Source organism: Pseudomonas sp. Sample_14, assembly GCF_004307515.1.
Taxonomy (GTDB): Bacteria; Pseudomonadota; Gammaproteobacteria; order Pseudomonadales; family Pseudomonadaceae; genus Aquipseudomonas; species Aquipseudomonas atacamensis.
In genome coordinates, this window is record NZ_RCOC01000026.1 from 18,113 (window position 1) to 42,897 (window position 24,785).

The 24,785-nt window shown below is 59.0% G+C and carries 24 protein-coding genes and 1 tRNA gene; 9 read left to right on the top strand and 16 right to left on the bottom strand.

Annotated features, from left to right (window positions below):
• Positions 1-107: 107 nt before the first annotated feature.
• Positions 108-195 (top strand) — tRNA-Ser (locus D8U61_RS05675).
• A gap of 152 nt (positions 196-347) precedes the next feature.
• On the opposite strand, the gene D8U61_RS05680 is transcribed toward D8U61_RS05675, so the two are convergent.
• The 6 genes from D8U61_RS05680 to pstS form a co-directional block, all read right to left on the bottom strand.
• Positions 348-989, bottom strand: coding sequence for a hypothetical protein (locus D8U61_RS05680; RefSeq protein WP_223631389.1), 642 nt, complete (start codon positions 987-989; stop codon positions 348-350).
• Positions 989-1,687 (bottom strand): hypothetical protein, encoded by a 699-nt coding sequence (locus D8U61_RS05685; RefSeq protein ID WP_024012840.1) that lies wholly within the window; start codon positions 1,685-1,687, stop codon positions 989-991. Before D8U61_RS05685 ends, D8U61_RS05680 begins: the two co-directional genes overlap by 1 nt.
• Positions 1,688-1,780: 93 nt before the next feature.
• Entirely contained in the window at positions 1,781-2,542 is a 762-nt protein-coding gene (gene pstB / locus D8U61_RS05690; RefSeq protein ID WP_016774591.1) for a phosphate ABC transporter ATP-binding protein PstB, read from the bottom strand.
• A gap of 75 nt (positions 2,543-2,617) precedes the next feature.
• A complete protein-coding gene (gene pstA / locus D8U61_RS05695; RefSeq protein WP_110646555.1) occupies positions 2,618-3,529 on the bottom strand; it encodes a phosphate ABC transporter permease PstA in 912 nt (303 codons plus the stop codon).
• Positions 3,529-4,494, bottom strand: coding sequence for a phosphate ABC transporter permease subunit PstC (gene pstC / locus D8U61_RS05700; protein WP_024012838.1), 966 nt, complete (start codon positions 4,492-4,494; stop codon positions 3,529-3,531). The genes pstA and pstC overlap by 1 nt, the downstream gene beginning before the upstream one ends.
• Before the next feature lie 74 nt (positions 4,495-4,568).
• Positions 4,569-5,600, bottom strand: coding sequence for a phosphate ABC transporter substrate-binding protein PstS (gene pstS / locus D8U61_RS05705; protein WP_130926553.1), 1,032 nt, complete (start codon positions 5,598-5,600; stop codon positions 4,569-4,571).
• Between the two features lie 313 nt (positions 5,601-5,913).
• Between pstS and D8U61_RS05710 the strand changes: the two genes are divergently transcribed.
• Positions 5,914-7,353 (top strand): ATPase domain-containing protein, encoded by a 1,440-nt coding sequence (locus D8U61_RS05710; RefSeq protein WP_016774586.1) that lies wholly within the window; start codon positions 5,914-5,916, stop codon positions 7,351-7,353.
• A gap of 23 nt (positions 7,354-7,376) precedes the next feature.
• Positions 7,377-7,739 (top strand): response regulator, encoded by a 363-nt coding sequence (locus D8U61_RS05715; RefSeq protein WP_122746352.1) that lies wholly within the window; start codon positions 7,377-7,379, stop codon positions 7,737-7,739.
• A gap of 21 nt (positions 7,740-7,760) precedes the next feature.
• On the opposite strand, the gene D8U61_RS05720 is transcribed toward D8U61_RS05715, so the two are convergent.
• From D8U61_RS05720 to D8U61_RS05760, 9 genes are all read right to left on the bottom strand, one after another.
• Positions 7,761-8,675: a LysR family transcriptional regulator gene (locus D8U61_RS05720; RefSeq protein WP_071172325.1), complete on the bottom strand. Its 915-nt coding sequence runs from the start codon at positions 8,673-8,675 to the stop codon at positions 7,761-7,763.
• Positions 8,676-8,762: 87 nt separating this feature from the next.
• Positions 8,763-9,299: a 2,4'-dihydroxyacetophenone dioxygenase family protein gene (locus D8U61_RS05725; RefSeq protein ID WP_024012829.1), complete on the bottom strand. Its 537-nt coding sequence runs from the start codon at positions 9,297-9,299 to the stop codon at positions 8,763-8,765.
• Between the two features lie 130 nt (positions 9,300-9,429).
• Positions 9,430-10,554, bottom strand: a complete 1,125-nt coding sequence (locus D8U61_RS05730; protein ID WP_130926554.1) for a glycerol dehydrogenase — start codon at positions 10,552-10,554, stop codon at positions 9,430-9,432.
• 24 nt (positions 10,555-10,578) lie between these two features.
• Entirely contained in the window at positions 10,579-11,349 is a 771-nt protein-coding gene (locus tag D8U61_RS05735; protein ID WP_024012827.1) for an SDR family NAD(P)-dependent oxidoreductase, read from the bottom strand.
• 33 nt (positions 11,350-11,382) lie between these two features.
• Positions 11,383-12,087 carry an ABC transporter ATP-binding protein gene (locus D8U61_RS05740; RefSeq protein ID WP_016774571.1) on the bottom strand — a complete coding sequence of 235 codons (705 nt, stop codon included), beginning with the start codon at positions 12,085-12,087 and terminating at the stop codon, positions 11,383-11,385.
• On the bottom strand, positions 12,080-13,861 hold the full coding sequence (locus D8U61_RS05745) for a branched-chain amino acid ABC transporter ATP-binding protein/permease (RefSeq protein ID WP_016774570.1): 1,782 nt from the start codon (positions 13,859-13,861) through the stop codon (positions 12,080-12,082). Before D8U61_RS05745 ends, D8U61_RS05740 begins: the two co-directional genes overlap by 8 nt.
• 11 nt (positions 13,862-13,872) lie before the next feature.
• On the bottom strand, positions 13,873-14,748 hold the full coding sequence (locus D8U61_RS05750; RefSeq protein ID WP_024012825.1) for a branched-chain amino acid ABC transporter permease: 876 nt from the start codon (positions 14,746-14,748) through the stop codon (positions 13,873-13,875).
• A gap of 77 nt (positions 14,749-14,825) precedes the next feature.
• Positions 14,826-16,073, bottom strand: a complete 1,248-nt coding sequence (locus D8U61_RS05755) for an ABC transporter substrate-binding protein (protein ID WP_016774568.1) — start codon at positions 16,071-16,073, stop codon at positions 14,826-14,828.
• Positions 16,074-16,275: 202 nt separating this feature from the next.
• Positions 16,276-17,181 (bottom strand): LysR family transcriptional regulator, encoded by a 906-nt coding sequence (locus D8U61_RS05760; RefSeq protein WP_130926555.1) that lies wholly within the window; start codon positions 17,179-17,181, stop codon positions 16,276-16,278.
• Between the two features lie 118 nt (positions 17,182-17,299).
• Between D8U61_RS05760 and D8U61_RS05765 the strand changes: the two genes are divergently transcribed.
• Together D8U61_RS05765 and D8U61_RS05770 are read left to right on the top strand one after the other, a co-directional pair.
• On the top strand, positions 17,300-18,226 hold the full coding sequence (locus D8U61_RS05765; RefSeq protein ID WP_177433305.1) for an alpha/beta hydrolase: 927 nt from the start codon (positions 17,300-17,302) through the stop codon (positions 18,224-18,226).
• Between the two features lie 94 nt (positions 18,227-18,320).
• On the top strand, positions 18,321-18,530 hold the full coding sequence (locus D8U61_RS05770) for a hypothetical protein (RefSeq protein ID WP_130926556.1): 210 nt from the start codon (positions 18,321-18,323) through the stop codon (positions 18,528-18,530).
• Between the two features lies 1 nt (position 18,531).
• Here D8U61_RS05770 and D8U61_RS05775 read toward each other — a convergent pair whose 3' ends face one another.
• Positions 18,532-19,506: an NAD-dependent epimerase gene (locus D8U61_RS05775; RefSeq protein WP_130926557.1), complete on the bottom strand. Its 975-nt coding sequence runs from the start codon at positions 19,504-19,506 to the stop codon at positions 18,532-18,534.
• 682 nt (positions 19,507-20,188) lie between these two features.
• On the opposite strand from D8U61_RS05775, the gene rfaH reads away from it, so the two are divergent.
• Genes rfaH through D8U61_RS05795 form a run of 4 tightly spaced genes read left to right on the top strand, consistent with a single transcriptional unit; the run spans position 20,189 to position 24,777 of the window.
• Positions 20,189-20,707: a transcription/translation regulatory transformer protein RfaH gene (rfaH, locus tag D8U61_RS05780; protein WP_024012821.1), complete on the top strand. Its 519-nt coding sequence runs from the start codon at positions 20,189-20,191 to the stop codon at positions 20,705-20,707.
• Between the two features lie 51 nt (positions 20,708-20,758).
• On the top strand, positions 20,759-21,919 hold the full coding sequence (locus D8U61_RS05785) for an outer membrane beta-barrel protein (protein WP_110646547.1): 1,161 nt from the start codon (positions 20,759-20,761) through the stop codon (positions 21,917-21,919).
• 12 nt (positions 21,920-21,931) lie between these two features.
• Positions 21,932-22,465: a polysaccharide biosynthesis/export family protein gene (locus D8U61_RS05790; protein ID WP_071172312.1), complete on the top strand. Its 534-nt coding sequence runs from the start codon at positions 21,932-21,934 to the stop codon at positions 22,463-22,465.
• 2 nt (positions 22,466-22,467) lie between these two features.
• Complete coding sequence (locus D8U61_RS05795; protein ID WP_130926558.1) at positions 22,468-24,777, top strand: GNVR domain-containing protein; 2,310 nt, start codon at positions 22,468-22,470, stop codon at positions 24,775-24,777.
• Positions 24,778-24,785 lie beyond the last annotated feature (8 nt).

The window sequence follows — 24,785 nt, forward strand, 5'->3', positions numbered from 1 at the left end:
GTTTGAAACGTTCAGTCGCAAAGATCATAACAGACGCTCTGTAACAAGCCATGCAGAGAGTTTGACAGTGTGTTTCATTCAGGTATTATGGCGCCCGCAACGCAAACGGAGGTGTGGCCGAGTGGTTTAAGGCAACGGTCTTGAAAACCGTCGACTGTAACAGGTCCATGAGTTCGAATCCCATCGCCTCCGCCATCTTATGTACGACAAAGCCCTGATTATTCAGGGCTTTGTCGTTTCTGCGAGACATGTTTTGCGCAGCAGCGTTTGCGCATCTATTGAGTCATTCCTCAGCAGTGCCTCGTACACCTGAGGCGCTGCTGTCCAGATAGCCAATGCGTACTCGCTCAGCCAAGCGACTCAAAGACAGCCTCCGCACGCTGTTGCACCGGCGCCTGAGGTCTGAGCATTTGCTGCCAGGCGAGCTGCGCCTGGACCTTGGCCACCGAATCGAGCACTTTCTGCGCCCAGCGATCATCCTCGGGATGCACCACGACCACCCGGAAGCCATGATCCTTGCCTTCAATCTGCACGCCCTCCGAATCATCGACATGCAAGTCGATATCGAACGCTGGCGGATACTTGGAAGGCGCATTCGACATTCCGTGCGCCGTCAGGGCACGGTTGTGCAGCACACTGTTGACCACGCCGTCGACGCGGATACCGTACAGCGCCAACCAGCGCCTGATATAGGACGGCGTGCGCCCGGATGAGGTGTAAACCCAGACACTGCAATCCTGGCGACGCAGCTCTCGGATCAGCGATCGTGTGCCCATTCGCAACGGTTCACCCAGCCAACGATGAATACAGGCCGGTAGTCGACTGTTCTCGACTGCGCAGTGATGAAGCTGGCAGGCGAGCGTGTCATCGATATCGAACGAAATCCGTATGCGCTGACGTTCGAACAACTGCGGCAAAGCGCAGCGGATAGCCTGCCCTGCCCGGCCGCCGAAGGTTCTCAATCTGGCAAATGCTGGTGCCCACTTCATCAATGGCCACCTTGAGAGAGAGGCAAAGGCTTGCCTTTGAGAAAGAACTTCATTGGATCGGGCGCCTGTTCTTCCAGGAATGCTGCATATTTTTTCTTGATCTTGGGCAATTCGTACAACGCCTTGACGCCGTGCTTGGCGGAGTTGCGGATGACCGAAGAGGGGTTGAAATAGCCCTCGGCGTTTTCCAGGGTCAACACGAATGGAGGCAGCCCTGCCCGCATGAGCAAGTAGCTGACAATCAGCGAGCCACTGCGGTTGTTGCCTTCGATAAACAGCTGCGGCTTGCTCAGAATGCGCACATAGACACCTGCTGCACGCTTCCAGACTGACTCACTGCGATAAGCGCAATACCAGTTGTACAAGTCCTTGATGCCGCCCTCGACGTTGTTGAAGAAGTGCGCCTCGGTGGCTGCCAGATGCTGGGCGTATTCCAGCCGGCGCGCCGGATCCCGGCCACAAAGCACCGTGGCATTGATCTCCAGCATCAGGTTCAGTTGCTGCAGATCGAACAGGTCGACGCCGCGGGCAACATACTCGTCAACCAACGCATAGCCTTCAAGCACGTTGTGCAGCACTTCATCAGTCAACGGGTCTCGGGGCTCGGTGAAGTGCCGGCTGAGCTCGGCGAAACGGCTCTGCACTTCCCGCAGTGCACGTTCAATCGCTGGCAAATCAAGGCGATGCGTGGCAGGCATTGGAGCTCCTTGGAAAAGCTTGGTAAATGTCCACCGATGCCCGCCAAATCCATTTGGCTTGTGCAGGTAGGCGGCCGTGACCGGTGCCGTGACTTAGCTGAACTTGCCGCTGATGTAATCGCCGGTCATCTGTTCACGCGGGTTGTCGAAGATCTGCGCGGTCGGGCCCATCTCGACCAGATAACCGGTGCGTGTGCCCTGGGAAATATCCACCGAGAAAAACGCCGTGGTGTCAGCAACACGGATGGCTTGCTGCATGTTGTGGGTCACCAGTGCGATGGTGTAGTCCTTCTTCAACTCGACCATCAATTCTTCGACGCGTCGGGTGGCGATCGGGTCCAGTGCCGAACAAGGCTCATCCAGCAGCAGGACTTCCGGCTCAGTGGCGATTGCCCGGGCGATACACAGGCGTTGTTGCTGGCCACCGGAGAGCGACAGGCCGCTGACCTTGAGCTTGTCCTTGACTTCGTCCCACAGCGCGGCGCCTTGCAGCGCATGCTTGACCCGGTCGCCGATATCGCCCTTGTAGCGATTGAGGCGAAGACCAAACGCGACGTTGTCGAAGATGCTCATCGAGAACGGGTTAGGCTGTTGAAACACCATGCCGATGTAGCGACGTACGACCACCGGGTCGACGCCCTTGCCATAGACATCCTGCCCGAGGAAATGCACATGGCCCTCGAAACGAAAGCCCTTCACCAGATCGTTCATCCGGTTGAGGCTGCGCAGCACGGTACTTTTGCCGCAGCCTGAGGGACCGATGAATCCGGTGATCTTGTTTTTCTCGATGGGCACGTGGCTGTCACGTACTGCCATGAAGTTGCCGTAGAAAATCTTGTCCAGTTTGCAGTCCATGACTACAGGCGCCTGGGTGACAAACGGAGCGGCAATTTGCGCAGTGGATACGTTCAAAATCAGATGCTCCCGTTCTTAATACTTGGGCTTGCCGAAGATCCGGCTGATGATGTTCACGAACAGCACGATCATCACCAGCACCAACGAGGCCGCCCATGCGAGCTCGAGCTGGTTATCGAAAGGCATGCCGGAGAAGTTGTAGATCAGCACCGCCAGCGAGGCAGTCGGATTCATGACATCGAGACTGCCCTGGTGGTAGATCCAGTAGTTGCTGAACAGCGCGGTAAACAACAAAGGGGCCGTCTCGCCTGCGGCACGCGCCACGGCGAGCATCACGCCAGTCAGGATCGCCGGCATGCCGGTCGGCAAGATGATTTTCCAGATGACCTGCGAGCGCGTGCAGCCCATGCCATAAGCAGCATCTTTCATGATCTTGGGCACCATCCGCATCGACTCTTCGGCGGTCAGCACCACGATAGGCAGCATCAGGACGGCAAGCGCCACGCCACCTGCCGGTGCCGAATACGTGCCGGTGGTCATTACTACCAAAGCGTAGGCAAACACCCCCGCCAGGATTGATGGCAGGCCCGTAAGCATCTTGGCGGCAAAACGCGCGGCGTTCCCCAGCTTGCTGTCCGGCCCCAGTTCAGCCAGAAAAATGGCCGCCATGATTCCGACCGGCACCGCGATCGCTGCCGCGATACCGACCATCACAAAGGTACCCGCCATCGCATTGCCGAAACCGCCACCCATCTCGAAGCCGGTCGGCGGCAGTTCGGTGAAGACTTCCAGGTTCAGACGCGCGCCACCGCGGGTGATCAGCATGTAGAGCACGGAAATCAGCGGTACGCTGGCCAGCAAAGCACCTGCCCAGACCAGGGTGGTCAGGATCAGGCTGCGCAGCGCGCGGCCTTCGAACCTGCGTTGCAAGCTGGGCATCGCACCGGTTGGCGCCGTCAGGTCTGTTGCTGCGGTCAGATCAGTCATCACTTGTTACCCCGTTGGGCGTACATCATGATCATCGAGCCGAAAATGTTGACGATCAGCGTAATCAACATCAGTACGAGCGCGGCATACATCAACACCTCGATCTCGTTTGGTCCGGCTTCGGGGAAGTTCAGCGCCAGCAGAGCGGCAAGCGTGTTGGCCGGTGCAAACAGCGAGAGGGAAATGTTGTTGGCATTGCCGACCAGCATGGCCAGCGCCATCGTTTCACCCAGCGCGCGCCCCAGGCCCAGCACCAGCGAGCCGAAAATGCCGGTGGCAGCCGAAGGCACCATCACTTTGAGAATCGCTTCCCAATGGGTAGTGCCCATGCCGTACGCGGCCTGTTTGGTTTTCATCGGCACAGCCGTCAGCGCGTCCTGCGACACGGCGGCAATGGTCGGCAGAATCATGATCGCGAGCACCAGCGCTGCGGGCAGCAGGCCCGGACCGCTCAGGGACGTACCGAAAAAGGGTATCCAGCCCAGCTCGCTGTTCAACCAGGTCGTCAGCGGCCGAATCGCCGGGATCACCACATAGATCCCCCACAGGCCATAGACCACGCTGGGAATGGCCGCGAGCAGTTCGACGATGGTCCGAAACAGCGCAGCGAGCTTGGTCGGCAGGAAATCCTGGGTCAGGAAAATCGCCATGCTCACGCCAAAAACACCGGCGATCAGCAACGCGATGAAGGCGCTGTAAAGCGTGCCCCAGATGGCCGGCAGGATGCCGTATTTGCCTTGGTTGACGTCCCACACGCTGCCCAGAAGCACATCGAAGCCGTGCTTCTCCATACCGGGAAGTGCCTTGCGTCCGACTTCGAACACAAGTGCAAATACCAGCGCCAGAATCAGTACCACACCGATGCGTGCGAGCGCGCGGAAGGTGCGATCAACCAGAAAATCCTTCGTCGAGGGTGGCTGGCAGGCAGAGTCGGGATTAACCGGTACGACAAAAGGTTTGTTCATGGGCTAAGTCCGGAACAGGGGGAAAACTCTCCCGGCGTGGCGCAGACGTACACGCCGAGAGAGACCTCACGGCGTTACTGAATGTTGGCGGACGCTTTGCGAACCTGTTCGACGACCGATTGCGGCAACGGGATGTAACCCATCGAATCGGCAATCTTCTGCCCCTCGGTCAGGCTGTATTCGACCATTTCACGCATGGCCTTGGCCTTGGCCGGGTTGCCATTATCCTTGCGGAAAATCATCCACGTATAAGAGGTGATCGGGTAGGACTTGGCACCGTCCGGATCAGGCAGCCAGGCCACCAGGTTTTCCGGCATCTTCACCGCCGCCAGGGCCTCGGCACCGCTTTCGGCATTTGGTACTACGTAATTGCCAGCCTTGTTCTGCAACTGGGCAAAGTCGACCTTGGCCAGCTTGGCGAAGCCATATTCGATGTAACCAATCGCACCAGGGGTCTGGCGTACGGTAGCGGTTACGCCATCGTTTTTCGGCGACTTGATGAACTTGTCACTGGCCGGCCAGTTGACGGTGTTGCCCTCACCCAACGCCTGCTTGAACTCGGCGTTGACGGTTGCCAGGTGCTTGGTGAATACCGCGGTCGTACCGCTGGAATCTGCACGCACGACAACGGTGATCGGCGTATCGGAGAGTTTCAGGTCCGGGTTGGCTGCGACGATCTGCGGATCGTTCCAGCGCGTGATCTTGCCCAGGAAAATGTTGGAATAGACGTCGCGTGACAGCTTCAGCCCCTTGGGATTGCCCGGCAGGTTATAGGCCAGCACGATTTCCCCGGCGGTCATTGGCAGCAACTGCACGCCTTCGGCGACCTTGGCGATGTCTTCGTCTTTCATTGCCGAGTCACTGGCAGCGAAATCCACGGTTTTGTTCAAGAAGTCCTGTACGCCCGCGCCACTGCCTTTGGATTGGTAATCGACAGTGACGCCATCGGATTTCTTGCTGAAATCCTTGAACCAGGTCAGATAGATCGGCGCCGGGAAACTTGCTCCGGACCCCGTCAGGCGAACATTTTCTGCTGCAAAGGAGGCCGAGGTGGCACAAAGAGATACCGCAATGGCGAGCGCAGCAGACTTCATCAAACTTTTCATTAAATGACACCTAGTGATTACGGGCTCCCGAACTCTGCAGCAGTTTTGTGACGATTTCATGAAAGCAAAGTGGCAAGCGTTACCCTCATGGTCCGCAGCAGCGCCTATGGATGTAATCGGCTTCCGGGTTTCGAAAAATCGAATCTTCCTGTGCCGGGCTTGTCACTACCCCCTGATCCCGAGCAGTCACGTGCCAGGTTCACATTGCAAAAACGCTACTTTTCCCCAGCCTTTATGGCCCTCAACCGGAAATGGCGTTAGCATTTCACTCATTCGGCTGAACAAGCCTGTTTATTCAGATCAGGGTCGCATTGTGGAAAAGCTAAAACGCCTTCAAAGCGGGATCGAAGGGCTCGACGCGCTGCTTCAGGGGGGCTTTGTCGCCGGCGCCTCATACATCATTCAAGGGCGCCCGGGCTCCGGCAAGACCATCCTTGCCAACCAGCTAGGGTTTCACCATGCCCGCAACGGCGGCCGTGTGCTGGTCGCCACGTTGCTGGCCGAGTCCCACGACCGCCTGTTCCAGTTCCTGTCGACCATGAGTTTTTTCGACGCATCGCGAGTCGGCGCCGAAATTCAGTTTGTCAGCGCATTCGATACGCTGGAAAACGAAGGCCTCGATGAAGTCGTGAAGCTGCTGCGACGCGAAATCACCCGCCAGAAGGCGACCGTCATGGTCGTCGACGGCCTGCTCAATGCACGCTCCAAAGCCGACTCGCCGATCGACACGAAAAAATTCATCTCTGAACTGCAAGGCCATGCCGCATTTGCCGGTTGCACCGTGCTGTTCCTGACCAGCTCGCGCCTGGACGACGGCAGCCCCGAGCATACGATGGTCGACGGCGTCATCGAAATGGGCGAAGAGCTGTTCGGTACCCGTTCGGTGCGCCGCATTCATTTGCGCAAGACTCGCGGCAGCGGCGCGTTGACCGGTCTTCACGAATGTGAAATCACCGATAACGGCCTGGTCGTCTACCCGCGCCTCGAAAGTCTCTACAAGCGCCCTTCCGCCCCTGACAGCGCGGACATGACGCGCATTCCAAGCGGCATTGCGTCGCTCGATGAGATCTTCGGTGGCGGCTTGCACAGCTCCAGCGTGACGCTGGTCATGGGTCCTTCCGGCATCGGCAAAACCACGCTGGGCCTGAAGTTTCTCGCGCAATCTACGGCCGAAGCGCCTGGACTGCATTTCGGTTTTTATGAAAGCCCGCAGCGCCTGCGCCTGAAAGGCCGTTCGCTGGGCATCGATATTGAACACATGGAACACAGCGGCGCATTGAGCATTGCCTGGCAGCCAACAACGGAGGGTTTGCTTGATGGCCTCGGCGCACGCCTGCTGAGCCTGGTCGATGAGAAAGGCATCAAGCGCCTGTTCATCGATAGCCTGAGCGGCATGACACGGGTGTCAACCACACCGGAACGCATCACCGACTTTTTCAGTGCATTGATGAACGAGCTGCGGTCCAGAGGCGTGACGGTCTTTGCCTCTTGGGAAATGCGCGATTTGTTCGGATCCGAGGTCAGCGCACCGAACTCTGACCTGTCCAGTATTGTCGACAACCTGATCCTCATGCGTTTCTTTGAGAATCACGCTGAACTTCGCAGGACGCTTTCCATTCTTAAGGTACGCGATAGCTCCTACAACCCGTCGCGGTTCGAGGTGGTTGTACGCGATCAAGATGTGTTCCTGGAAAAGGCTTTGAAAAATGAACCTTCAGTCGCAGCTGAGTCATTGCCTGGTTCAATTTCGTAAGTCTTCAAGCGGGTTGAAATAACATGACCACCATTCTGGTAGTCGACGACGAGTATCTGATTGCTGACATTCTTGGCTTTGCGCTTGAGGATGAGGGCTTCATGACCGTGACCGCGAGCAACGGCAAGAAAGCGCTCGAGGTGCTGGAAAGAGAACGCCCGGCGCTGGTTATTACCGACTTCATGATGCCAGTCATGGACGGCCTCGAATTCGCCGAAGCCGTGCGTGCCCAGCCGTCCGTCAAACACTTGCCGATCATTCTCATGAGTGGCGCGCAAGCGCACATCGGCATGCAGCGTTCGGATCTGTTTGATGTGGTAGTGCCCAAGCCGTTTGATATTGCGGTGATTGTGGCTGAGGTGAAGAGGCTGTTGGCGACGGAGTAGTCCGTCGCTGACGCCAGTCTTTTACAGCCAGCTTTCAGTTTTCCACGGATGCTCACGCCACTTGTTCTGAAAAAACTCGATGAACACTCGTATCCGTGGACTCAAATGCTTGCGATCCGAATAAAGCAGGTAGATCGGCTCGACCACACCCGTTTTGAAATCCTCAAGCAACGGCACCAGCGTTCCCGCTTTTACATCAAGCCCGATATGAAAGTCCGCAAGCTTCACCACGCCAGCGCCTGACAGCGCCATGTCGCGCAACAGATCGCCTTGAGTAAAAGACGCGCTGGCGGTCACCGGTACCGAGACGCCGTCTCCATCCTGCAAAAATGACCATTTGTTCCACGGGCTGACGAAGCTGAAATTGAAGCAACGATGATTCAGCAAATCTGCGGGTGTGGTTGGTGTGCCGTGTTCAGCCAGGTACTGCGGCGAGGCACAGATCAGCCATTCACATTCGCCGATGCGTCTGGCAATGCGTGATGAGCTGGGCAATACGCCGCTGTGGATGGCGATATCCAGACCTTGCTCGAAGTGATCGACAAATTGCGCACCGAGTTGAATCTCAACGTCCAGTGAGGGATACAAATCCAGAAATTCCGGTAGCCACGGCACGATCTGGTGTTTGGCGAAAGAGGTCATGGTGTGGATGCGCAGGGTGCCACTGACCCTGGAGGGCAACGCCTCGGCCAGCGAGTCCGCCTCGTTCATGGCTTCGACGACGGCTTTGGCGCTGCGCAGGTAAGCGGCGCCCTCCTCGGTCAGCGTCAGCACGCGCGAGCCGCGCTGGAACAGCCGGACCTGCAAGCGATCTTCCAGACGGGTGATCAGTTTGCTGACCGCTGATGGCGTCAGGTGATGGGCGCGCGCGGCAGCAGAAAAACTTCCACATTCGGTAGACCAAATAAAAGCGAGTAGCTGCGAATAATTGTCCATGGCCGGTCCTGGCGAAAAGCTTGAAGGCATGTTGTCTCAACGCTCATGAAAAAGCGCGCCGAAGCGCGCTTTTTCCTGGGGTCCGGGTCAGCGAATGAACTGTTCGATGTAGTCGTCCGGCAAACCCAGCGTCTTGTAATGCGCTCGGGCGGCTTCAAGCTTGGTGAACACATCTTCGTAACCCACGGCAACGCCCTGCGGATCGACGTAAGTGTAGCCACCCTGCACGTGGAACCAGGTGATCATTTCACTCACATCCTCGGGGACGAACAGGGTATGCGTTTCACCGGGCGGCTCATAGGCAAAAGACCCCTCCTCCGCGACCCAGTCATGCTCCAGGTAGTACCAGCGACCCTTGAGCACGATCGCATGCACGCCGCCGGTATGGCGGTGACGCGACAGCACGCCGGCCTGACGCACCCGCAACAGGTTGATGTAATAGCCGCCGCTGGTGTTGAGCAGCAATGGCTTGAAGGAGACAGATTTCGTTACCGGCACCCACAGCGCATCGTCTTCAAGCCACTGCGTCATGACGCCCGGATGCACCATGTCGGGCGTCATGAATGGAACTTGCGGCAACTGGTACGCAATGGCGAGCTCATCAGGTTTAACAGGAGTATTCATAGTCAGGCCTCTAGGTTTTCTTGACGAACTCACAGCACTTGATTGCGCCAGGATTTCGCTTGAGGGAAAGGTTATGGCGTCGCTGTACGGGAGAAAACAGCTACTTGGTCATACCTGTTGTGACGCAGGATCACAGCATCGCGGGCGGCTTCGCGCAGCCTCTGATCAACCGCGCACCCAGGCTGTCAGCCGCCGCCAATCCTTCCACCAGGCGCTGGTAGGTCAAGGGCGGTTGCATGTTTCTGGCGTATGCCGCCGATAAGGTCGCGTCCACGAGGACAGTGATCTGCGCCGTCGTCAATGGCGTGCGCTGACCCAGCTCAGCCAACGTCACAGGCAGCTTCACCGCGTGCAACAGACGCGCGACCTGTTCAATCTCTTCGACCGGTCGCGCCTCCACCGCCATCTGCACCAGCGTGCCGAACGCTACCAGTTCGCCGTGCAGCATCGACGCCATCGCCGGTATCGCGGTCAGCCCCCGAACCAGGGCATGGGACAGTGACAAACCACCGCTCTCGAAACCGACACCGCTAATCAGCACGGTGCCTTCGATGACCCGCTCGACATCATCGGTGAGTTCATGACGACACACCGCCTGATAAGCCGGGACGCCGCACTGCATCAGCGTGTCGAAAACCAGGTTGGTGAGCATCAACGCCGTGTGCAGAGGCGGTGTGCCGAAAGAGTTGTGGCCGCCGGCGGCGTAGCACTGTCGGGCTTCGAATTTCTTGCTGATGGCATCGCCGATCCCGGCCGCGAAGAACCGTGCCGGCGCCTGAACGATGACCTCTGTATCGACAATCACCGCAGCGGGATTCATCTTCAGGAACTCCACGCCCACCACTTTGTGCTCTTCGTCATAAAGCACGATCAGCCGACTCGTTGGCGCGTCACTTGAAGCGATCGTGGGGCAGACAATGATCGGTACGTCGAGATTGGCCGCCAGCCCCTTCGCCGTATCGATGGTCTTGCCACCGCCCAGCGCAATGATCGTGTCGGGGGCGTGCAGCAATGCCTGCTCGGATAACTGCGCAATGGCAGCGCGCGTGCACTCGCCGGGAAACTCGATGTGCAACGGTTCCAATCCCTGGTCCTGCAACGCGGCGCCAACCTGCGGCCATAGATGCCGGGCGACAAACTCATCGCAAAGCACCAGCGGCCGTGATCGGCCCATGTCGTTCAGCACTCTGCCCAATTGTTGCAATGCATTCGGACCCTGCTCGTAGCGTCCGGGAAATCCCATTGTTTTAACCATGACAAACGTCCTCGCAAGAAGTCATCAGCGCATCAACCAGCCGCCCGCGACATCAACCACCTGGCCGGTAATGAAGTCGCTTTCACTCGACGTGAGAAAACACGCCGCCCTTGCCACCTCAAGCGGTGTGCCCAGCCTGCGCAGCGGTGTCTCGTCGACCACGGCTTGATTGGCCTGGGCTGATACGGTCTTGAGCAATGGCGTTTCGATTCGTCCCGGTGCCAGCGCATTGGCGGTGATACCGAACGGCCCGAGTTCGCCGGCCAGGTGGCGGGTAAAGCCGATGATTGCGGCTTTAGTCGCACTGTAGTGCGCTGCGACAATCGGCAAGAACGCGCTGCCCGCCACCGAAGACATATTGACGATGCGCCCGAACCGGCGCTCGACCATGCCGGGCGCGAGCACTCGCACCAGGTTGAAGGAGCCATTGAGGTTGATATCGACCACCCGCAGCCACTCATCCGGCGCCATGGTCCAGATCGGCGCGGGTGCGCCGTGGTGTTTGGGCGAAATGCCGGCGTTGTTGATCAGGGTATCGATGGGGCCAAGCTCACCTTGCACGCGCTCGCAGGCAGCAGCGCAGTCTTGAAAACTCGCGACATCAGCCTGCGCCCACGCGACCGCAAAACCGGCATCACGCAACGCCACGCCCTGCTGTTGCACCTTGTCGGCATCAGCATCGAGCAGCGCCACGGCTGCACCTTCTTCGCAATACAACCGCGCGATCGCCGCACCGATGCCGCCCCCGGCGCCGGTGACCAATACGGTGCGCCCGGCGTGTCTGGAATGAGTCATGACCTTCTCTCGCTTGCAGATGAATGGACTGGGTCAGAGCCCCAGATAAGCACGCTTGACGTGCGGGTTCTCCAGCAGTTCCTGGCCGGTGCCGCTGAGCACCACCTCGCCGTTCTCCAGCACGTAACCGCGATGAGCAATGCGCAGCGTATGAACGATGTTCTGCTCGACGATCAACACGGTGGTGCCCAACTGGAGAATCCTGTCGATGATCTCGAAGACCTGCGATACCAGCAGCGGCGACAGGCCCAGCGACGGCTCATCAAACATCAACAATTTCGGCTCGGCCATCAGGCCCCGGGCGATGGCAACCATTTGTTGTTCGCCGCCCGACAGTGTCCCGGCGTTCTGATCAAGGCGTTCGCGCACCCTCGGAAACAGATCGAGAATATTGTCCAGACGCTGCCTGTAGCCCGCTCGTGCACTGCGTTTGTAAGCGCCCATCAAGAGGTTGTCGCGCACGCTGATGAAGGGAAACAACTGGCGCCCCTCCGGTATCAGTGTCAGGCCCGCGTCGACAATCTGATCGGGGCGATTGCCATCGATGCGCTGGCCTTCGAATTCGATCGTGCCTTGGGACGGTGTGACGATGCCGCACAAGCTGCGCAGGGTCGTGGTTTTGCCGGCGCCGTTGGCGCCGACGATGGTCACCACCTCACCGGCATTGACCTCGAACGACACGCCACGAAGAATCTCCGTACCGCCATAGCCGCTGTGGACGTTGTCGAGTTTAAGCATGGCTGTACTCCTTGCCGAGGTAGGCTTCGATCACCTGAGGATCGTTGATCACATCATGAGGCGCGCCCTGCATCAGCAGCGTGCCGGAACTGATCACGACGATGCGGTCAGAAAGGCTCATGGTGGCTTGCATCAAGTGCTCGATCATCAACACGCTGACACCCGAATCACGCACCCGGCGAATGACTGCGATCGCCTTGGCAACATCCGTCGGGTTGAGGCCGGCCATGACCTCGTCGAGCAGCAGGATGCGCGGGCGCGTCGCCAGGGCGCGGGCCATTTCCAGGCGCTTCATGCCGCCGACCGTCAAGTTGCGCGCCCGGGTGTCGAGCAGCGCGGTGAGTTCGGTCAGCTCGGCGACTTGCTCGGCGATCGCCCTCGCCTCCTTCGCGTCGGCGGTGTGCATGAATGCACCGAGCATGATGTTTTCGCAGACACTCAAATCAGCGAATGGCTGGACGATCTGAAAGGTCCGGCCAATGCCTGCCCTGGCGAACTCGGCCGGGCTGCTCGGGGTGACCCAGTCGCCATTGAGCAGGCGCACTTTCACTTGGCCTTTGGACGGCAGGAGAAATCCGGAGAGCTGGTTGAACACCGTAGTTTTGCCGGCGCCGTTCGGGCCGATCACACCCACGATTTCGCCTTCGGCCAAGCTCAGCGAAACATCGTTGGTAGCGTGCAGTCCGCCAAAGAACTTGTGCAGGTTTTCTGCGACCAGAACCGGCTCACCGTGCGTGGCCGAGTGGGCTTGCGCCAAGGTCGGCCCGATCGGTGCTTCTGTATTTGCCATCGAACGACGGCCGCCGGGCAATGAGTCGATCCAGGCAAATATCCGGGCCCCAAAACGCCCCACCACGCCTTGCGGAATAGTCAGCACCACCGCGACCAGCACGATGCCATAGACCAGACCGTGCACACCGCTGCCCAGATCGCCCAGCCAGCCGCGTGCCAGTTCAGCCAGCGGCAGCACCAGCAAAGTGCCGATCAGCGGTCCCGATACCGTGCCCAGTCCACCAATCAACGCGAACATGGCGATCTGAATCGACATCTCCAGAGAAAACATCGAGCCGGGTTCGATGAAGGTCAGGTACATCGCGTGAAAGCTGCCGACCAGGCTGGTGATAAATGCGGACAACACCACGGCGATCAGCTTGACCTTGACCGAGTTCACGCCCACCGCATGGGCGGCGTCTTCACGCTCACGCACGGCGATCAGGTAATAACCCAGTCGGGAATTCTTGATCTTCCACGACACCGCCAATGTGATGAGCAGAAACGCGAAGGCAATCAGCAGGTATGGCCAGCGCGGGCGGAACAACATCCACTCGAAACCGAGCTTCAGCGGTACGCCCAGCCCTGCCGCACCACCGGTCACGTCATGCTGATTGATCGCCACCAGACGCACGACCTCCAGCACCGCAATGGTCGCCAAGGCAAAAAACGGCCCGCGCAACCTGAAGCACGGCCAACTGATCAGCACCGCGACAATTGACGACAGGATTGCGCCAGCGAACATGCCGATCCATGGACTGATGCCCAGTTTCATCATCAACAGCGTCGTCGTGTAAGCGCCCACTCCATAGAACACGGCATGCCCCAACGACAGCTGGCCGGCAAACCCGCCGACGATGTTCCAGGCACTGGCCAGTGCCGCATAACTGCATATGAGGATGAACAGGTGATAAACGAACGGCGAGCCAACGCTCAATGGAATGATCAGTAACAGCGCCAGGGCCAGTGCACTGACATAGACACGCGGGTGCAAAATATTCATGACCATTTTCCTCACTCAGACCCGCGACCGGCGCCGAAAAGACCTGTCGGACGAAACACCAGGATGCCCAGGAAAATCGTGAAATAGACGACCTCCTTGAGGTCCGGCGCGATGTAGTAACCGGCGAGACTGTCGACGATGCCGATCAGCATTGAACCGATCAGTGCGCCGGACAGGCTGCCCAGACCGCCCAGCACCACAATCACAAACGCCGTCAGCACGAAGAAAGTGCCAACGGTTGGAAAGACCGGATATTGCGGAGCGATCAGTCCCGAGGCGACGCCCAGGCAGGCGCAACCCAGGCCGAAGGCAAACACATAGATGTTCTTGACGTTGACGCCCATCAGTTGCGCCGCGTTGCGATGCTGTGCAGTAGCGCGGACGGCCCGACCGAGAAAGGTGTTCTGCAAAAACCAGTGCAGCCCCGCGACCAGTGCGAGCGACGCGACAAAAGTGATCAACTGACCGCTGCTGACGCGAAAGGCGCCAAAGCTGACGGTTGTGGTACCGACGCTGATGTTCTTCACAGTCATGACGTCGGCACCGAAGATCAGCAACGCGCCGTTCATCAGGGCAATCGAGACGCCCACGGTGGCGAAAATCTGGATATGTCCCTCAGCGCCAAGCAACGGCTGAATGATGAAACGCTGCATTGCCGCACCAGCGGCAAACAACAGGATCGTCGCAGGAATGATCGCCATATACGGGTGGATGCCGAAGTGCGAATTCAGCAAGTACACGGCATACAGGCCGATCATCAGAAACTCGCCATGGGCGAAGTTGACCACTCGCACGATGCCGAAAATCAGAGTCAGGCCGATGCTGATGATGGCCAACGTGCCACCGAGCAATAAGCCGTTCAACAGGAGCTGGATGAAAATTTCCACGGTTGGCGCCCTCTTTGCGAGCGAACGAACCCGTGAAGCTCAATGATCAAGCTTCAGCAGATTGCGGGGTTCAGGTATCAGGGTTGGTCGGAAAAACGCGCTTGGGCAACGGCGGCTGCCTGGGGGTAAACGGTTTTCAGCAGTCCGTTCTGCCACTGCATGATTGCCGTATTGGCGCGCTGGTTCTGGCCGTTCTTGCCAAACCTGGCACCGATGCCGGCAGCCGTACCGCCGAGAGGAATATCGATGGTTGCCACCGAGGCACGGATCGCATCGGCGTCCAGCGAAGTACTGTTTTCCATGGCATCGAGGAATATCTTCGCCCCGACATAGTTGATCAGGCTGTGGCCCGAGCGCGGTTCGCTGCCGTAGCGATCCTTGTATGCCTTGGCGAACGCACCGATACCGGGAGCGCCGTTTTCATTGGTCTGGAACTGTGGGAAATCGACATCGAGCACGCCTTCCATATTGGCTGCGCCGACGACCTTGACCGTGTCCTGCATGGAATAGCCGCCGCCGGCGCCGATAACGGCTTTGGGCCTGAAACCGGCTTCGCGGATCTGGCGGAAAAACAGCGTCGTGTCGTTCTGATAACTGGTCTGCAATACCACATCCGCCTGGGCGCCTTTCAAACGCAGGATCAGCGATGAGAGATCGACCGCTTTAGCCGAATACGGTAGTACCTCGACCACATTCAGACCTTGCTCCTGAGCGATTTTTTTCTGAAACCCGGCGATGGTCGTACCGTACAGCGCATCCTCGTGGATGATCGCGACCTTCAATTGTTTCGGATCGACCTTGAGCGATGGGCTGACAATGTCCGTGATGGCGGTGATGGTGCCTTCGGCGAAATTCCTGGCGGTCGGGTTGCTGCGCATCACGTAGCTCAGATCACGCTCAGTGATGTGGTCGGACACCGCACCCAATTCGAAAAACGGCACCCCCGCCATCTCCGTCACCTGCGTGGCCGCAAATGACAGCGCCGAGGAATAGCTGCCAAATACAGCAGTGACGTTCTCAACAGAGGTGAGCCGGCGCGCGGCACCGACCGCTTGTCCCGCATCGACTGCGTCGGCCTTGAGCAACTTGATCGGCTCGCCCTTCAAACCGCCCGAGGCATTTCGTTCGGCGACGGCCAGTTCGAGGCCACGGAAGCTCTCGTCGCCCAGTAACGCCAGGGATCCACTCAGGGGATAAAGCGCGCCGATCCTGATGTCCGCGAGCGCGGCGACCGGGGTGGACAGGCAAAGCAGGATGCCGGCAGCTTTCAGCCAGCTTTTCGCGGTAGCCGCCACGGCCACGGCTTCCTCTTGAGCGAGTCTCATTGGATTCATCTCCCGCAGATATTGTTTTTATTGTTCCTTCAAATGATCCGTGCCGAGCACAGACATCGTCGGATTACAGTGGCGATGACACGCAAGTTTCTGCGCCACTGTTTGCAAGAGTACGGCTCGCCAAGATTGGCTGGATATAGCTGAAAAAGCACACCTGCTGTGAATTTGCGGCACAGCTCCTATGGCGGGCTGATCAGTCCCAAGGCGCCGGTGACCACGCTTCCACCAGCCTGTCGATAAACAGCCGAATCTTCGGCGACAGGTGTCGCTTGCTCGGATAAATCACCCGGATCGGCTCGGCAGCCTCGGCGTACTCTGCGAGCAACTGCACGAGCTTGCCACTGCGCAGGTCATCGTTGACCACATAGGATGGCAATGTCGCGATACCGAGGCCGGCCGCAGTCGCCTGATGCAAGGCTTCGGCGCTGTCCATTTGCAGCCGTCCGGCATGAATGACCGGCACAGGCTGACCATTGACGCGAAAATTCCACGCCAGCAATCGGCCGCCGCTGACGAAGTGCAGGCACGCATGCCCGGCCAGATCTTCGGGTGTCTGCGGTGCCGGATGTTCATTCAGATAATCGGGCGCGGCACAGGTGATCATTTGCTGGTAAGCCACCGTGCGCGTGAGTAGCCCGGAGTCTTCCTTGGGCGGACCGATGCGAATCGCCAGATCGAAACCCTCGTCGATCAGGTCGACCAGCCGATCGGAAAACGTCGCGTCGATGGCGAGCGACGGCCAGTCTCTCAGACAGCGCTCGATGTGCTGCACAACGTGCAGCCGGCCCAGTGCTACCGGCAGGCTCATGCGCAAGCGGCCGCTGGGCGTCGAACGGCGGAACGCCAAAGCCTCTTCGACCTCGTCCAGATCCTGCAAGATGCCCACACATCGCTCATACAGCACCCGACCATCGTCGGTCAGGCTCAGGCTGCGGGTGGTGCGGTTGAGCAGACGGACCTGCAGACGCGATTCGAGCCGCACGATCGATTTACCGACGGCCGAGCGGGTCAGCCCGAGTTGCCTGGCCGCCGCCGTAAAACTTCCAGTATCCACCGAGGCGACGAAGGCGGCGATGTCGTTCAGGTTATGCAGTTCCATGTGGCCTCCGGGTTTGGCATTCAGGCGGCTTGGCACCGGTTATGGGGAACCCTATTCCCCAATCATGAGCATACCATTTCGATTAGTTAAGCCATCACTAACGTCTGATCGAGGTCATATGAACATTGAAGTAAAAGCAGCTGTACAAACCTGGGCCAACAGCCTCAGCGATCTGGTGCCCGTGCTGAAGGGTATCGATACCACCACTAAGATGAGCGACATCCGCGATGCCTACGCAAAAATGCTAGGGCAGAATCAACCACCGGCTGGCGTGAGGTTTGAAGCAGTCGACATGGGCGGCGTGCCCGCTACGCTGGTGACTCCGGATGAACTCAAGACCGACGCGGTGCTGATGTACATCCACGGCGGTGCCTACATCGTCGGTCGACCTGACGGCTACCACGGCATCTGCGGCAACTACGCAAAAATGCTCGGCGCGCGGGTGTACATGCCGGATTACCGCCTCGCACCCGAGCATCAGTTCCCCGCCCCCATCGATGACACTTTGCGCGCCTATGAGTGGATGCTTGAGCAGAACATCGCCGCCAGCAAGATTGCCTTCGCAGGCGAGTCGGCGGGTGGCGCGATGGTGGTCAGCGTGATGGTCGCGGCAAAATCCAAAGGCTTGCCCTTGCCTGCGGTGGGCTCGTCAATCTCGCCTTGGGCCAACCTTGAACACACCGGCGCTTCCATGAGCAATCGTGAAGGCCTTGACCCGCTAAACTCCAAGCCCGTGCTGGACATCCTCGCGCGAGCCTTTCTCGGCGACACCTTGGCCAACCATCCGCTGGCCTCGCCGGTGTTCGCCGACGTCACCGGACTGCCACCGATTCTGGTACAGATCGGCGAAAACGAACTGATGCTCAGTGACGCCATGCGTCTGGCCAATCACCTGGCGGACAACCGCGTCCGGGTCAATCTCGAAGTGTGGCCCGGCATGTTTCACGCCTGGCATTTCTACGCAGGCATGCTGGCCGAGGGGCAGCAGGCGCTGGAGAGTTCGGTGCGGTTTATCGAGGCGCGGTTGATTGGGGCGGCTTGCTGATCAGATAGCATTCGCTGCTGATCGGCGACACTTCTGGCTGTATAGCTCGGCGCGTTGGCGGTATGGTGGTTTGCCGACCGCCGAGGAACCCTGAATGCCGAAAAAACCACCACCCCCTGACAGCAACCCCAGCGCAGCCGACATCGAACGCGCCATTCAGGCATTGAACAAAATGGCCGAACGCCTGTGGGGCGACGGACGTGAGGCCGAGGCCAAGGCGCTGCTCGATGCGCTGGATGCGTTGAACCGCGCCCTCGACCGGATCCGCATCGGGGAAAGTCGCAGGGCCGTCACCCTGCACTGAATCAGACCTGGTAAAACTCGCGATACCACTGCACGAACGCTTGCACGCCCTGCTCGATCGGCACCTGCGGGCTGAAGTCGATGCAGCGTGCCAGCGCCGATACATCGGCCCAGGTCTTCAGCACGTCGCCCTCCTGCATCGGCAAATAACGGCGCTGAGCCTTGATGCCCAGTGCCTGCTCCAGGCATTCGACGAAGCTCATCAGCGCTACTGGACTGCCGCGACCGATATTGAACAGGCGATTGGTGCCGCGCTCGGCGCTGATTGCGGGCGGTTTGTCGAGCAGTCGGAAAATCGCTTCGACGATGTCGTCGATAAAGGTGAAGTCGCGCGCCATTTCGCCTTGGTTGTAGAGGTCGATGGCGCGCCCGTTGAGCATCGCTTCGGTGAATTTGAACAGCGCCATGTCCGGTCGACCCCACGGGCCGTACACGGTAAAGAAGCGCAGGCCGGTGGCTTGCAAGCCGTAGAGATGGCAGTAACTGTGCGCGATCAGTTCGTTGGCGCGTTTGCTCGCGGCGTACAACGAAACCGGTTGATCGACCGGATCGTCTTCTGCAAACGGCATCTTGGTATTGGCGCCATACACCGAACTGCTCGATGCATAGATCAAGTGCTCTGGAGGGTGACGACGGCACGCTTCCAGAACGTTGAGAAACCCGAGCAGATTCGACTGCGCATAGGCATCAGGATTGTCCAGCGAGTAGCGCACTCCGGCCTGCGCAGCGAGGTGAATGACCTGTTTGTAGTGGCCGTGTTCGAACAACGCGGTCAAAGCGCTCTGATCGACAATGTCCAGCCGCTGGAACGTAAAATTGACCAGCGTCTGCAATCTCTGCAAACGCGCCTGTTTGAGTTTGACGTCGTAATAAGGATTGAGATTGTCGATACCCACAACCTCTAGCCCTTCGCGACATAAACGCATGACCGTGTGATAACCGATAAAACCTGCGGCACCCGTTACCAGAACACTCATGATTGCCTCGGCTCACCGGTTTGACTTCAAGAAATATGCAGCACGAACATTTACCCGCGAACGACCGTAACTATTCATAGACGACCTTAGTTACCCGGGCCAGCAGCATCCGACGCGAGGCATCTAAAATCAAAACTTCTTACGAACCGAAACATGTAAGATTGAAACTAATTTGCTATCACGCGCGCCATCTAACCCGCGTGACTACAACAACTTCGAAAAGTTTAAAAAACCCGACGAATAAAATCCGCCCTGACCAAACAATGACTTACGTGAGATGGCCATCATCAGCGGATGAAAGGTAATGTTTTTGACTGTTAGCAATTGACAGCTTGCAAAGACTGGCCGATAACTAATCACTGCCCGATGAGCTCGCGCCGACGCGTACTTTTCTGCTCTCCGGCTATTTATGTAATTGGATCCTGAAGGTCGCAACTGCGAACCGTGCGGTAGCTTTGCTCAAACAAAAGCGCGGACTCGTTATAGCCAAGACGGCCATGGATATAACAACAACCCAATCAAGTTGATTCATTTTTGAAACACTTCTTCTGCCAATAAACATTGATGCATCTGGCTCGGCACTTTGCCTTGATCAGCCTACTACCTACTAGCAAGCTTGGCGGCTCTTCCCACGTTATCGGCCGCCCTGCTTACACGATCGCTATGTATGGAGTACTCCAGCATGCTAACGGTTTGCCGCAACGGCTCTAACTGGTATTTATTGCAGTGCAAGCCCCGCCAGGATGAACGGGCACAACTCAATCTGCAGCAACAGAACTATTCGACCTTTCGGCCGCAGCTGATGAGCGAGCGAAGTATTCGTGGCAAACGCCAACGAACACTGGAATCGCTGTTCCCCGGCTACGTATTCATTGAACTGAGCCGCGACGATAACTGGGCACCGATTCGCTCGACCCGCGGTGTCAGCCGCATCGTCGAATTCAACCATGTGCCCGCCCGGGTCGACGAAGACGTGATTGCGCAACTGCGCGAACGCAGCCAGGAGTCGCTCGGTTTTCCTGCCGAACCGACACTCAAGCCCGGCGAACCTCTGCAAATCGTCCAGGGCCCACTGTCCCCGCTCGAAGGCGTGTTCCTGTCCATGCACGGCGATGAGCGGGTGATGATGCTGCTCAATTTTCTCAACCGCCAACAGCACGTCAGCGTCCCGCTGAGTTACCTCGAACGCCAGCGACAATAGTCCGGATCCGCTTCGCCCTGACCCCGACCCCCTTAATCAGGAGCGTGATCCATGGCTCTGAAGCCTCGCTGTTCCCTGGTTTTAGTCGTCGCCTGCTGTGCCCCCGAAGCTGCCTGGTGCGTTGAGCCGCAAGCGATCAATGTCTACGGCTTCGATTTCACCCCGACCTTTGCCTTGTCGGAAAGCTACGACGACAACTTTCGCGAAGTCGAACACGATGTCGAATCGACCATGGTCACCCGTCTGGCGCCGGCCTTCGAGCTCAAGGCCGAGGATCGCAACAGTGCCACGCGGGTGATCTGGGAACCGACCCGCTACATCTATCACAGCGCCTCAGACGCTTCGAACACCGCCCAGCGCCTGCGCGCCGACAGCATCATGGAGTTCACTGATCGGCATCGTCTGAAACTCGAAGCCGAGGCGCGCAAATACGAGCGCACCACCTCGACCGCCGTCGACGGCATCAACGACAAGATCGAGAGTCAGCGCGTCGGCGGCGTCTACACCTTTGGCGCGCGCAGTGCGCTGAACCAGATCGACCTCGGCGCCAGCTACGCACAGCTGCGCTACGACAACTCCGATGGCATCAACGATGACAAGGAGCGCAACACCAGCAATCTGACCAGCACCTGGTATCACCGCCTCGGCAGCAAAACCCGTGGCTTGCTCGAATACGACCACACCCGCTTCGACTACCTGCAATCGAACAGCCCGCGCAGCAGCCGCTCCGACGCAGTGCTGGCCGGTGCCGAGTGGGACATGACGGCGAAAACCACCGGCAAATTGCGCGTCGGTTACGAGCGCAAGAATTTCGACCAGAGCGGTTCCGACGACCTGAGCAACCCGACCTGGCAAGTGGATCTGGCGTGGAAACCGCGCACCTACTCGACCTTCACCTTTCTCGCCCGCCAGGCCATGGCCGAAGGCGACGATGGCTCCGACGCGGTGAAAGCCACCTTCACCCAGATCGGTTGGCGTCACGGCTGGACCGAACGCATCACCAGCGTTGCCGAAGTCGGCATGGGCCATTACGTCTACGAAGGCCAGGATCGTAGCGACGATTTGCAGGACTACAAACTCGGCGTGAATTACGCAATGCGCCGCTGGCTGGACGTCGAAGTCGCCTACCGCCACCGCGATAACGACTCCGATGCCGACAACGAAAGCTTCACCCGCAATGTTTTCCAGATCACGTTCGACGTCAGTCTGTAGGAGGGTTGGGCCATGCATACGCGCCTGATTTTATTGTTGTTGCTGCTCTGGACAGTGCCCACGGTCGAGGCAGCGGACACCGACACCAATTACCGCCTGGCCGCTGGCGATGTCTTGCGCATCATCGTGTTCGGCGAGCCGGAACTGAGCTTCAAGAAGATCCGCCTCAACGATGCCGGGACCTTCTCCTACCCGTTTCTCGGCGAAATCGTCGCCAAGGGCCTGACGCCCAATCAGGTCGAACAAAAAATCGTCGATGGCCTCAGGCAAGGCTATCTGGTCGATCCGAAAGTCAGCCTCAGCCAGATCGAATACCGCCCGTTCTACATCAACGGCGAGGTGCAGAAGCCCGGCAGTTATCCCTTCCAGCCCGGGCTCACTCTGGAAAAAGCCATCGCCCTGGGTGGCGGCCTGACCGAACGCGCCTCAATGAAACGCGTGACGATTTTGCGCGGCAGTGGCGGCCCACCGGTCACCGAGAACATCTCGCGCACCACCGTCATCGCCCCCGGCGACACCATTTCCATTGCACAAGGCTTTTTCTGATCATGGACAACAGCCCAAGCACCTACCTCGAACGTCCGCTCCAGGGCCACTTGCCAACGCAAGCCGCCGACGAGTCGGACACCCTTGATCTGCTGCACCTGTGGCGGGTGATCTGGTCGGCGAAGTGGAACATCGCCTGGCTGGTGCTGCTCAGTTGCGCTCTGGCCGTAGCGGCGCTGTCGTTCATCACGCCGCAGTACGTCGGCAGTGCGACACTGCTGATCAAGGACAAGACGCCGCCGGTGTTGAGTTTTCAGCAAGCCGCCGAATCCGGCGGTGCCACCACCACTGATTACTTGCAGACCCAGCAAGCCCTGCTGCAATCGCGGGAGCTGGCCGAGCGCGCCGTGCGCAAACTTGGCCTGACTACCAACCCGGTCACCGATCCACGCCAGAAGGCGCAGAGCTGGTTCACCCCGCGCCAATGGCTGGCGGAGCTCAATCGTGACCAGTGGCTGCCGTGGCTGGACCTGTTGCCGCCGCCGAAGCCGCCAGCGACTGAAGAACAGGTGTTCAACGACGTAACGCAAAATCTGATGCTGCACACCAGCGTCAAATTCGTCGGCAAGAGTCAGTTGCTGGAAATCGAAGTCGAACTGCCCGACCCGGCACTCGCTGCGGCGGTGGCCAACGCCCTCGCCCAGGGTTTTATCGACAGCCAGCAGGACACCAGCCTGAAGTCTTCGCAAAACAACACCAGTTGGATGAACACCCGCCTGGTCGAGTTGCGCGACAACCTGCGCGTCGCCGAAAAGAAGTTGCAGGCCTACCGCGAGGAACAGGGTCTGGTCGATGTCGACGGTGTCGCCACCATCAGTGCCAACGAGCTGCAGATGACCGGCAACCGCATGATCGATGCGCGCCGCGACCGTGCCGAAGCGGAGAGTCAGTTCCGTCAGGCGCAAGCGTTGAGCAACGGCGACATCAGTCGGTTGTCCAGCGTGCCGGCAGTGCTGAGCAATCCGCTGATTCAGCAGTTCCAGGCTGATCTGGCCAAGGCCCAGGCCAAAGTCGAAGAGTTGTCGGGCCGGTACGGGCCGAAGCACCCGGCGCTGATATCCGCCCGCTCCGAACAGCGCACCGCCGCCAACAGTCTGCGCCTGCAAGTGCAGCAAGTGGTTGCCGGTATTGAGCGCCAGTATCAGCTGGCAGTGGCCAGCGAAGACGCGCTGCGCAAATCCTTCAACAGCAACAAGGCGCAGATTCAGGACATTTCGCGCAAGGAATTCCAGCTGCGCGAATTCCAGCGTGAAGTCGACAGCACCCGAGCGCTCTACGAAACCTTCGTCACCCGCCTCAAGGAAACCGCCGCCACTTCGGACATGGATTCGGCCAAGGCGCGCATCGTCGACCCGGCGATCGCACCGCTGGAAGCGAGCAAACCGCGCAAGAACCTGATTCTCGCGATTGTCGCGCTGGTCGCAGCGATCGTCGGCATCGCCCTCGCCTTCCTCTTCGATACCCTGAGCAACACCTTCAAGACCGACGACACCGTCGAGAGTCTGCTCAATGTGCCGCTGCTCAGCGTCGTGCCGCTGGTGATGAAAAAGAGCCGGCGGCAGTTGGCGCGGCTGTTCGAGGACAACGACCACCCGCGTTTCTGCGAAACCATCCGTAACCTGCGCACTTGGCTGATGCTGCAAAACAACGAACGCCCGGCGCAGGTGGTGCTGGTCACGTCTTCGGTGTCCGGCGAAGGCAAGAGCACTATCGCCAACAATCTCGCTTCGTCGCTGGCGCCGCTGGAACGGGTGCTGCTGATCGATGCCGACATGCGGCAGCCGACGCTGTCGCTGAACTTCGATTTTCCGCCGCAGAGCCCCGGCCTCGCTAACCTCATGGCCGGCAGCGCGCGGCTGGAAGACTGCATCCGCAGCGTCGGCAATCTCGACATGCTCCCGGCCGGCTGCCTGTCGCCATCGGCGCTGGACCCGTTCGAGGCACCGCGTTTGAAAGCCTCGAGCAGTTCGAGCAATGCCGTGGCGCCGGCGCAGGATTTGCTCAGCTCTCCACGCCTCGGCCGGCTGTTGCAGATTCTCAAGTCGCGCTACCGGCACATCATCATCGATTCGCCGCCGGCAGAAATCGTCAGCGACGCACTGTTGCTGGCCCAGCACTCCGACGCAGTGATCTACGTGGTCAAGGCGCAGAGCACGCCGGTCGGCCAGGTGCGCAAGAGCATCGCCGTGTTGCAGCAGAGCCAGGCGCCGGTGTTCGGCGTGGTGCTCAATCAGGTCGATCTGCGCAAGGCGCGCAAGTACGGCCATGGCCATTCCCGTTCCTTCTACGACTACGACTTCGCCCCGCGCTGATCCTTCGG

Excerpts from the sequence above, each read along its gene's own strand:
- rfaH (WP_024012821.1), top strand. The coding sequence starts at position 20,189 with ATGCTAACGGTTTGCCGCAACGGCTCTAACTGGTATTTATTGCAGTGC.
- pstB (WP_016774591.1), bottom strand. The coding sequence starts at position 2,542 with ATGGACTGCAAACTGGACAAGATTTTCTACGGCAACTTCATGGCAGTA.
- D8U61_RS05745 (WP_016774570.1), bottom strand. The coding sequence starts at position 13,861 with ATGAATATTTTGCACCCGCGTGTCTATGTCAGTGCACTGGCCCTGGCG.
- D8U61_RS05765 (WP_177433305.1), top strand. The coding sequence starts at position 17,300 with ATGAACATTGAAGTAAAAGCAGCTGTACAAACCTGGGCCAACAGCCTC.
- D8U61_RS05680 (WP_223631389.1), bottom strand. The coding sequence starts at position 989 with ATGAAGTGGGCACCAGCATTTGCCAGATTGAGAACCTTCGGCGGCCGG.
- D8U61_RS05770 (WP_130926556.1), top strand. The coding sequence starts at position 18,321 with ATGCCGAAAAAACCACCACCCCCTGACAGCAACCCCAGCGCAGCCGAC.
- D8U61_RS05740 (WP_016774571.1), bottom strand. The coding sequence starts at position 12,087 with ATGCTTAAACTCGACAACGTCCACAGCGGCTATGGCGGTACGGAGATT.
- pstS (WP_130926553.1), bottom strand. The coding sequence starts at position 5,600 with ATGAAAAGTTTGATGAAGTCTGCTGCGCTCGCCATTGCGGTATCTCTT.
- D8U61_RS05725 (WP_024012829.1), bottom strand. The coding sequence starts at position 9,299 with ATGAATACTCCTGTTAAACCTGATGAGCTCGCCATTGCGTACCAGTTG.
- D8U61_RS05775 (WP_130926557.1), bottom strand. The coding sequence starts at position 19,506 with ATGAGTGTTCTGGTAACGGGTGCCGCAGGTTTTATCGGTTATCACACG.
- D8U61_RS05795 (WP_130926558.1), top strand. The coding sequence starts at position 22,468 with ATGGACAACAGCCCAAGCACCTACCTCGAACGTCCGCTCCAGGGCCAC.
- D8U61_RS05730 (WP_130926554.1), bottom strand. The coding sequence starts at position 10,554 with ATGGTTAAAACAATGGGATTTCCCGGACGCTACGAGCAGGGTCCGAAT.
- D8U61_RS05755 (WP_016774568.1), bottom strand. The coding sequence starts at position 16,073 with ATGAGACTCGCTCAAGAGGAAGCCGTGGCCGTGGCGGCTACCGCGAAA.
- D8U61_RS05760 (WP_130926555.1), bottom strand. The coding sequence starts at position 17,181 with ATGGAACTGCATAACCTGAACGACATCGCCGCCTTCGTCGCCTCGGTG.
- D8U61_RS05720 (WP_071172325.1), bottom strand. The coding sequence starts at position 8,675 with ATGGACAATTATTCGCAGCTACTCGCTTTTATTTGGTCTACCGAATGT.
- D8U61_RS05715 (WP_122746352.1), top strand. The coding sequence starts at position 7,377 with ATGACCACCATTCTGGTAGTCGACGACGAGTATCTGATTGCTGACATT.
- pstC (WP_024012838.1), bottom strand. The coding sequence starts at position 4,494 with ATGAACAAACCTTTTGTCGTACCGGTTAATCCCGACTCTGCCTGCCAG.
- D8U61_RS05785 (WP_110646547.1), top strand. The coding sequence starts at position 20,759 with ATGGCTCTGAAGCCTCGCTGTTCCCTGGTTTTAGTCGTCGCCTGCTGT.
- D8U61_RS05685 (WP_024012840.1), bottom strand. The coding sequence starts at position 1,687 with ATGCCTGCCACGCATCGCCTTGATTTGCCAGCGATTGAACGTGCACTG.
- pstA (WP_110646555.1), bottom strand. The coding sequence starts at position 3,529 with ATGACTGATCTGACCGCAGCAACAGACCTGACGGCGCCAACCGGTGCG.
- D8U61_RS05735 (WP_024012827.1), bottom strand. The coding sequence starts at position 11,349 with ATGACTCATTCCAGACACGCCGGGCGCACCGTATTGGTCACCGGCGCC.
- D8U61_RS05790 (WP_071172312.1), top strand. The coding sequence starts at position 21,932 with ATGCATACGCGCCTGATTTTATTGTTGTTGCTGCTCTGGACAGTGCCC.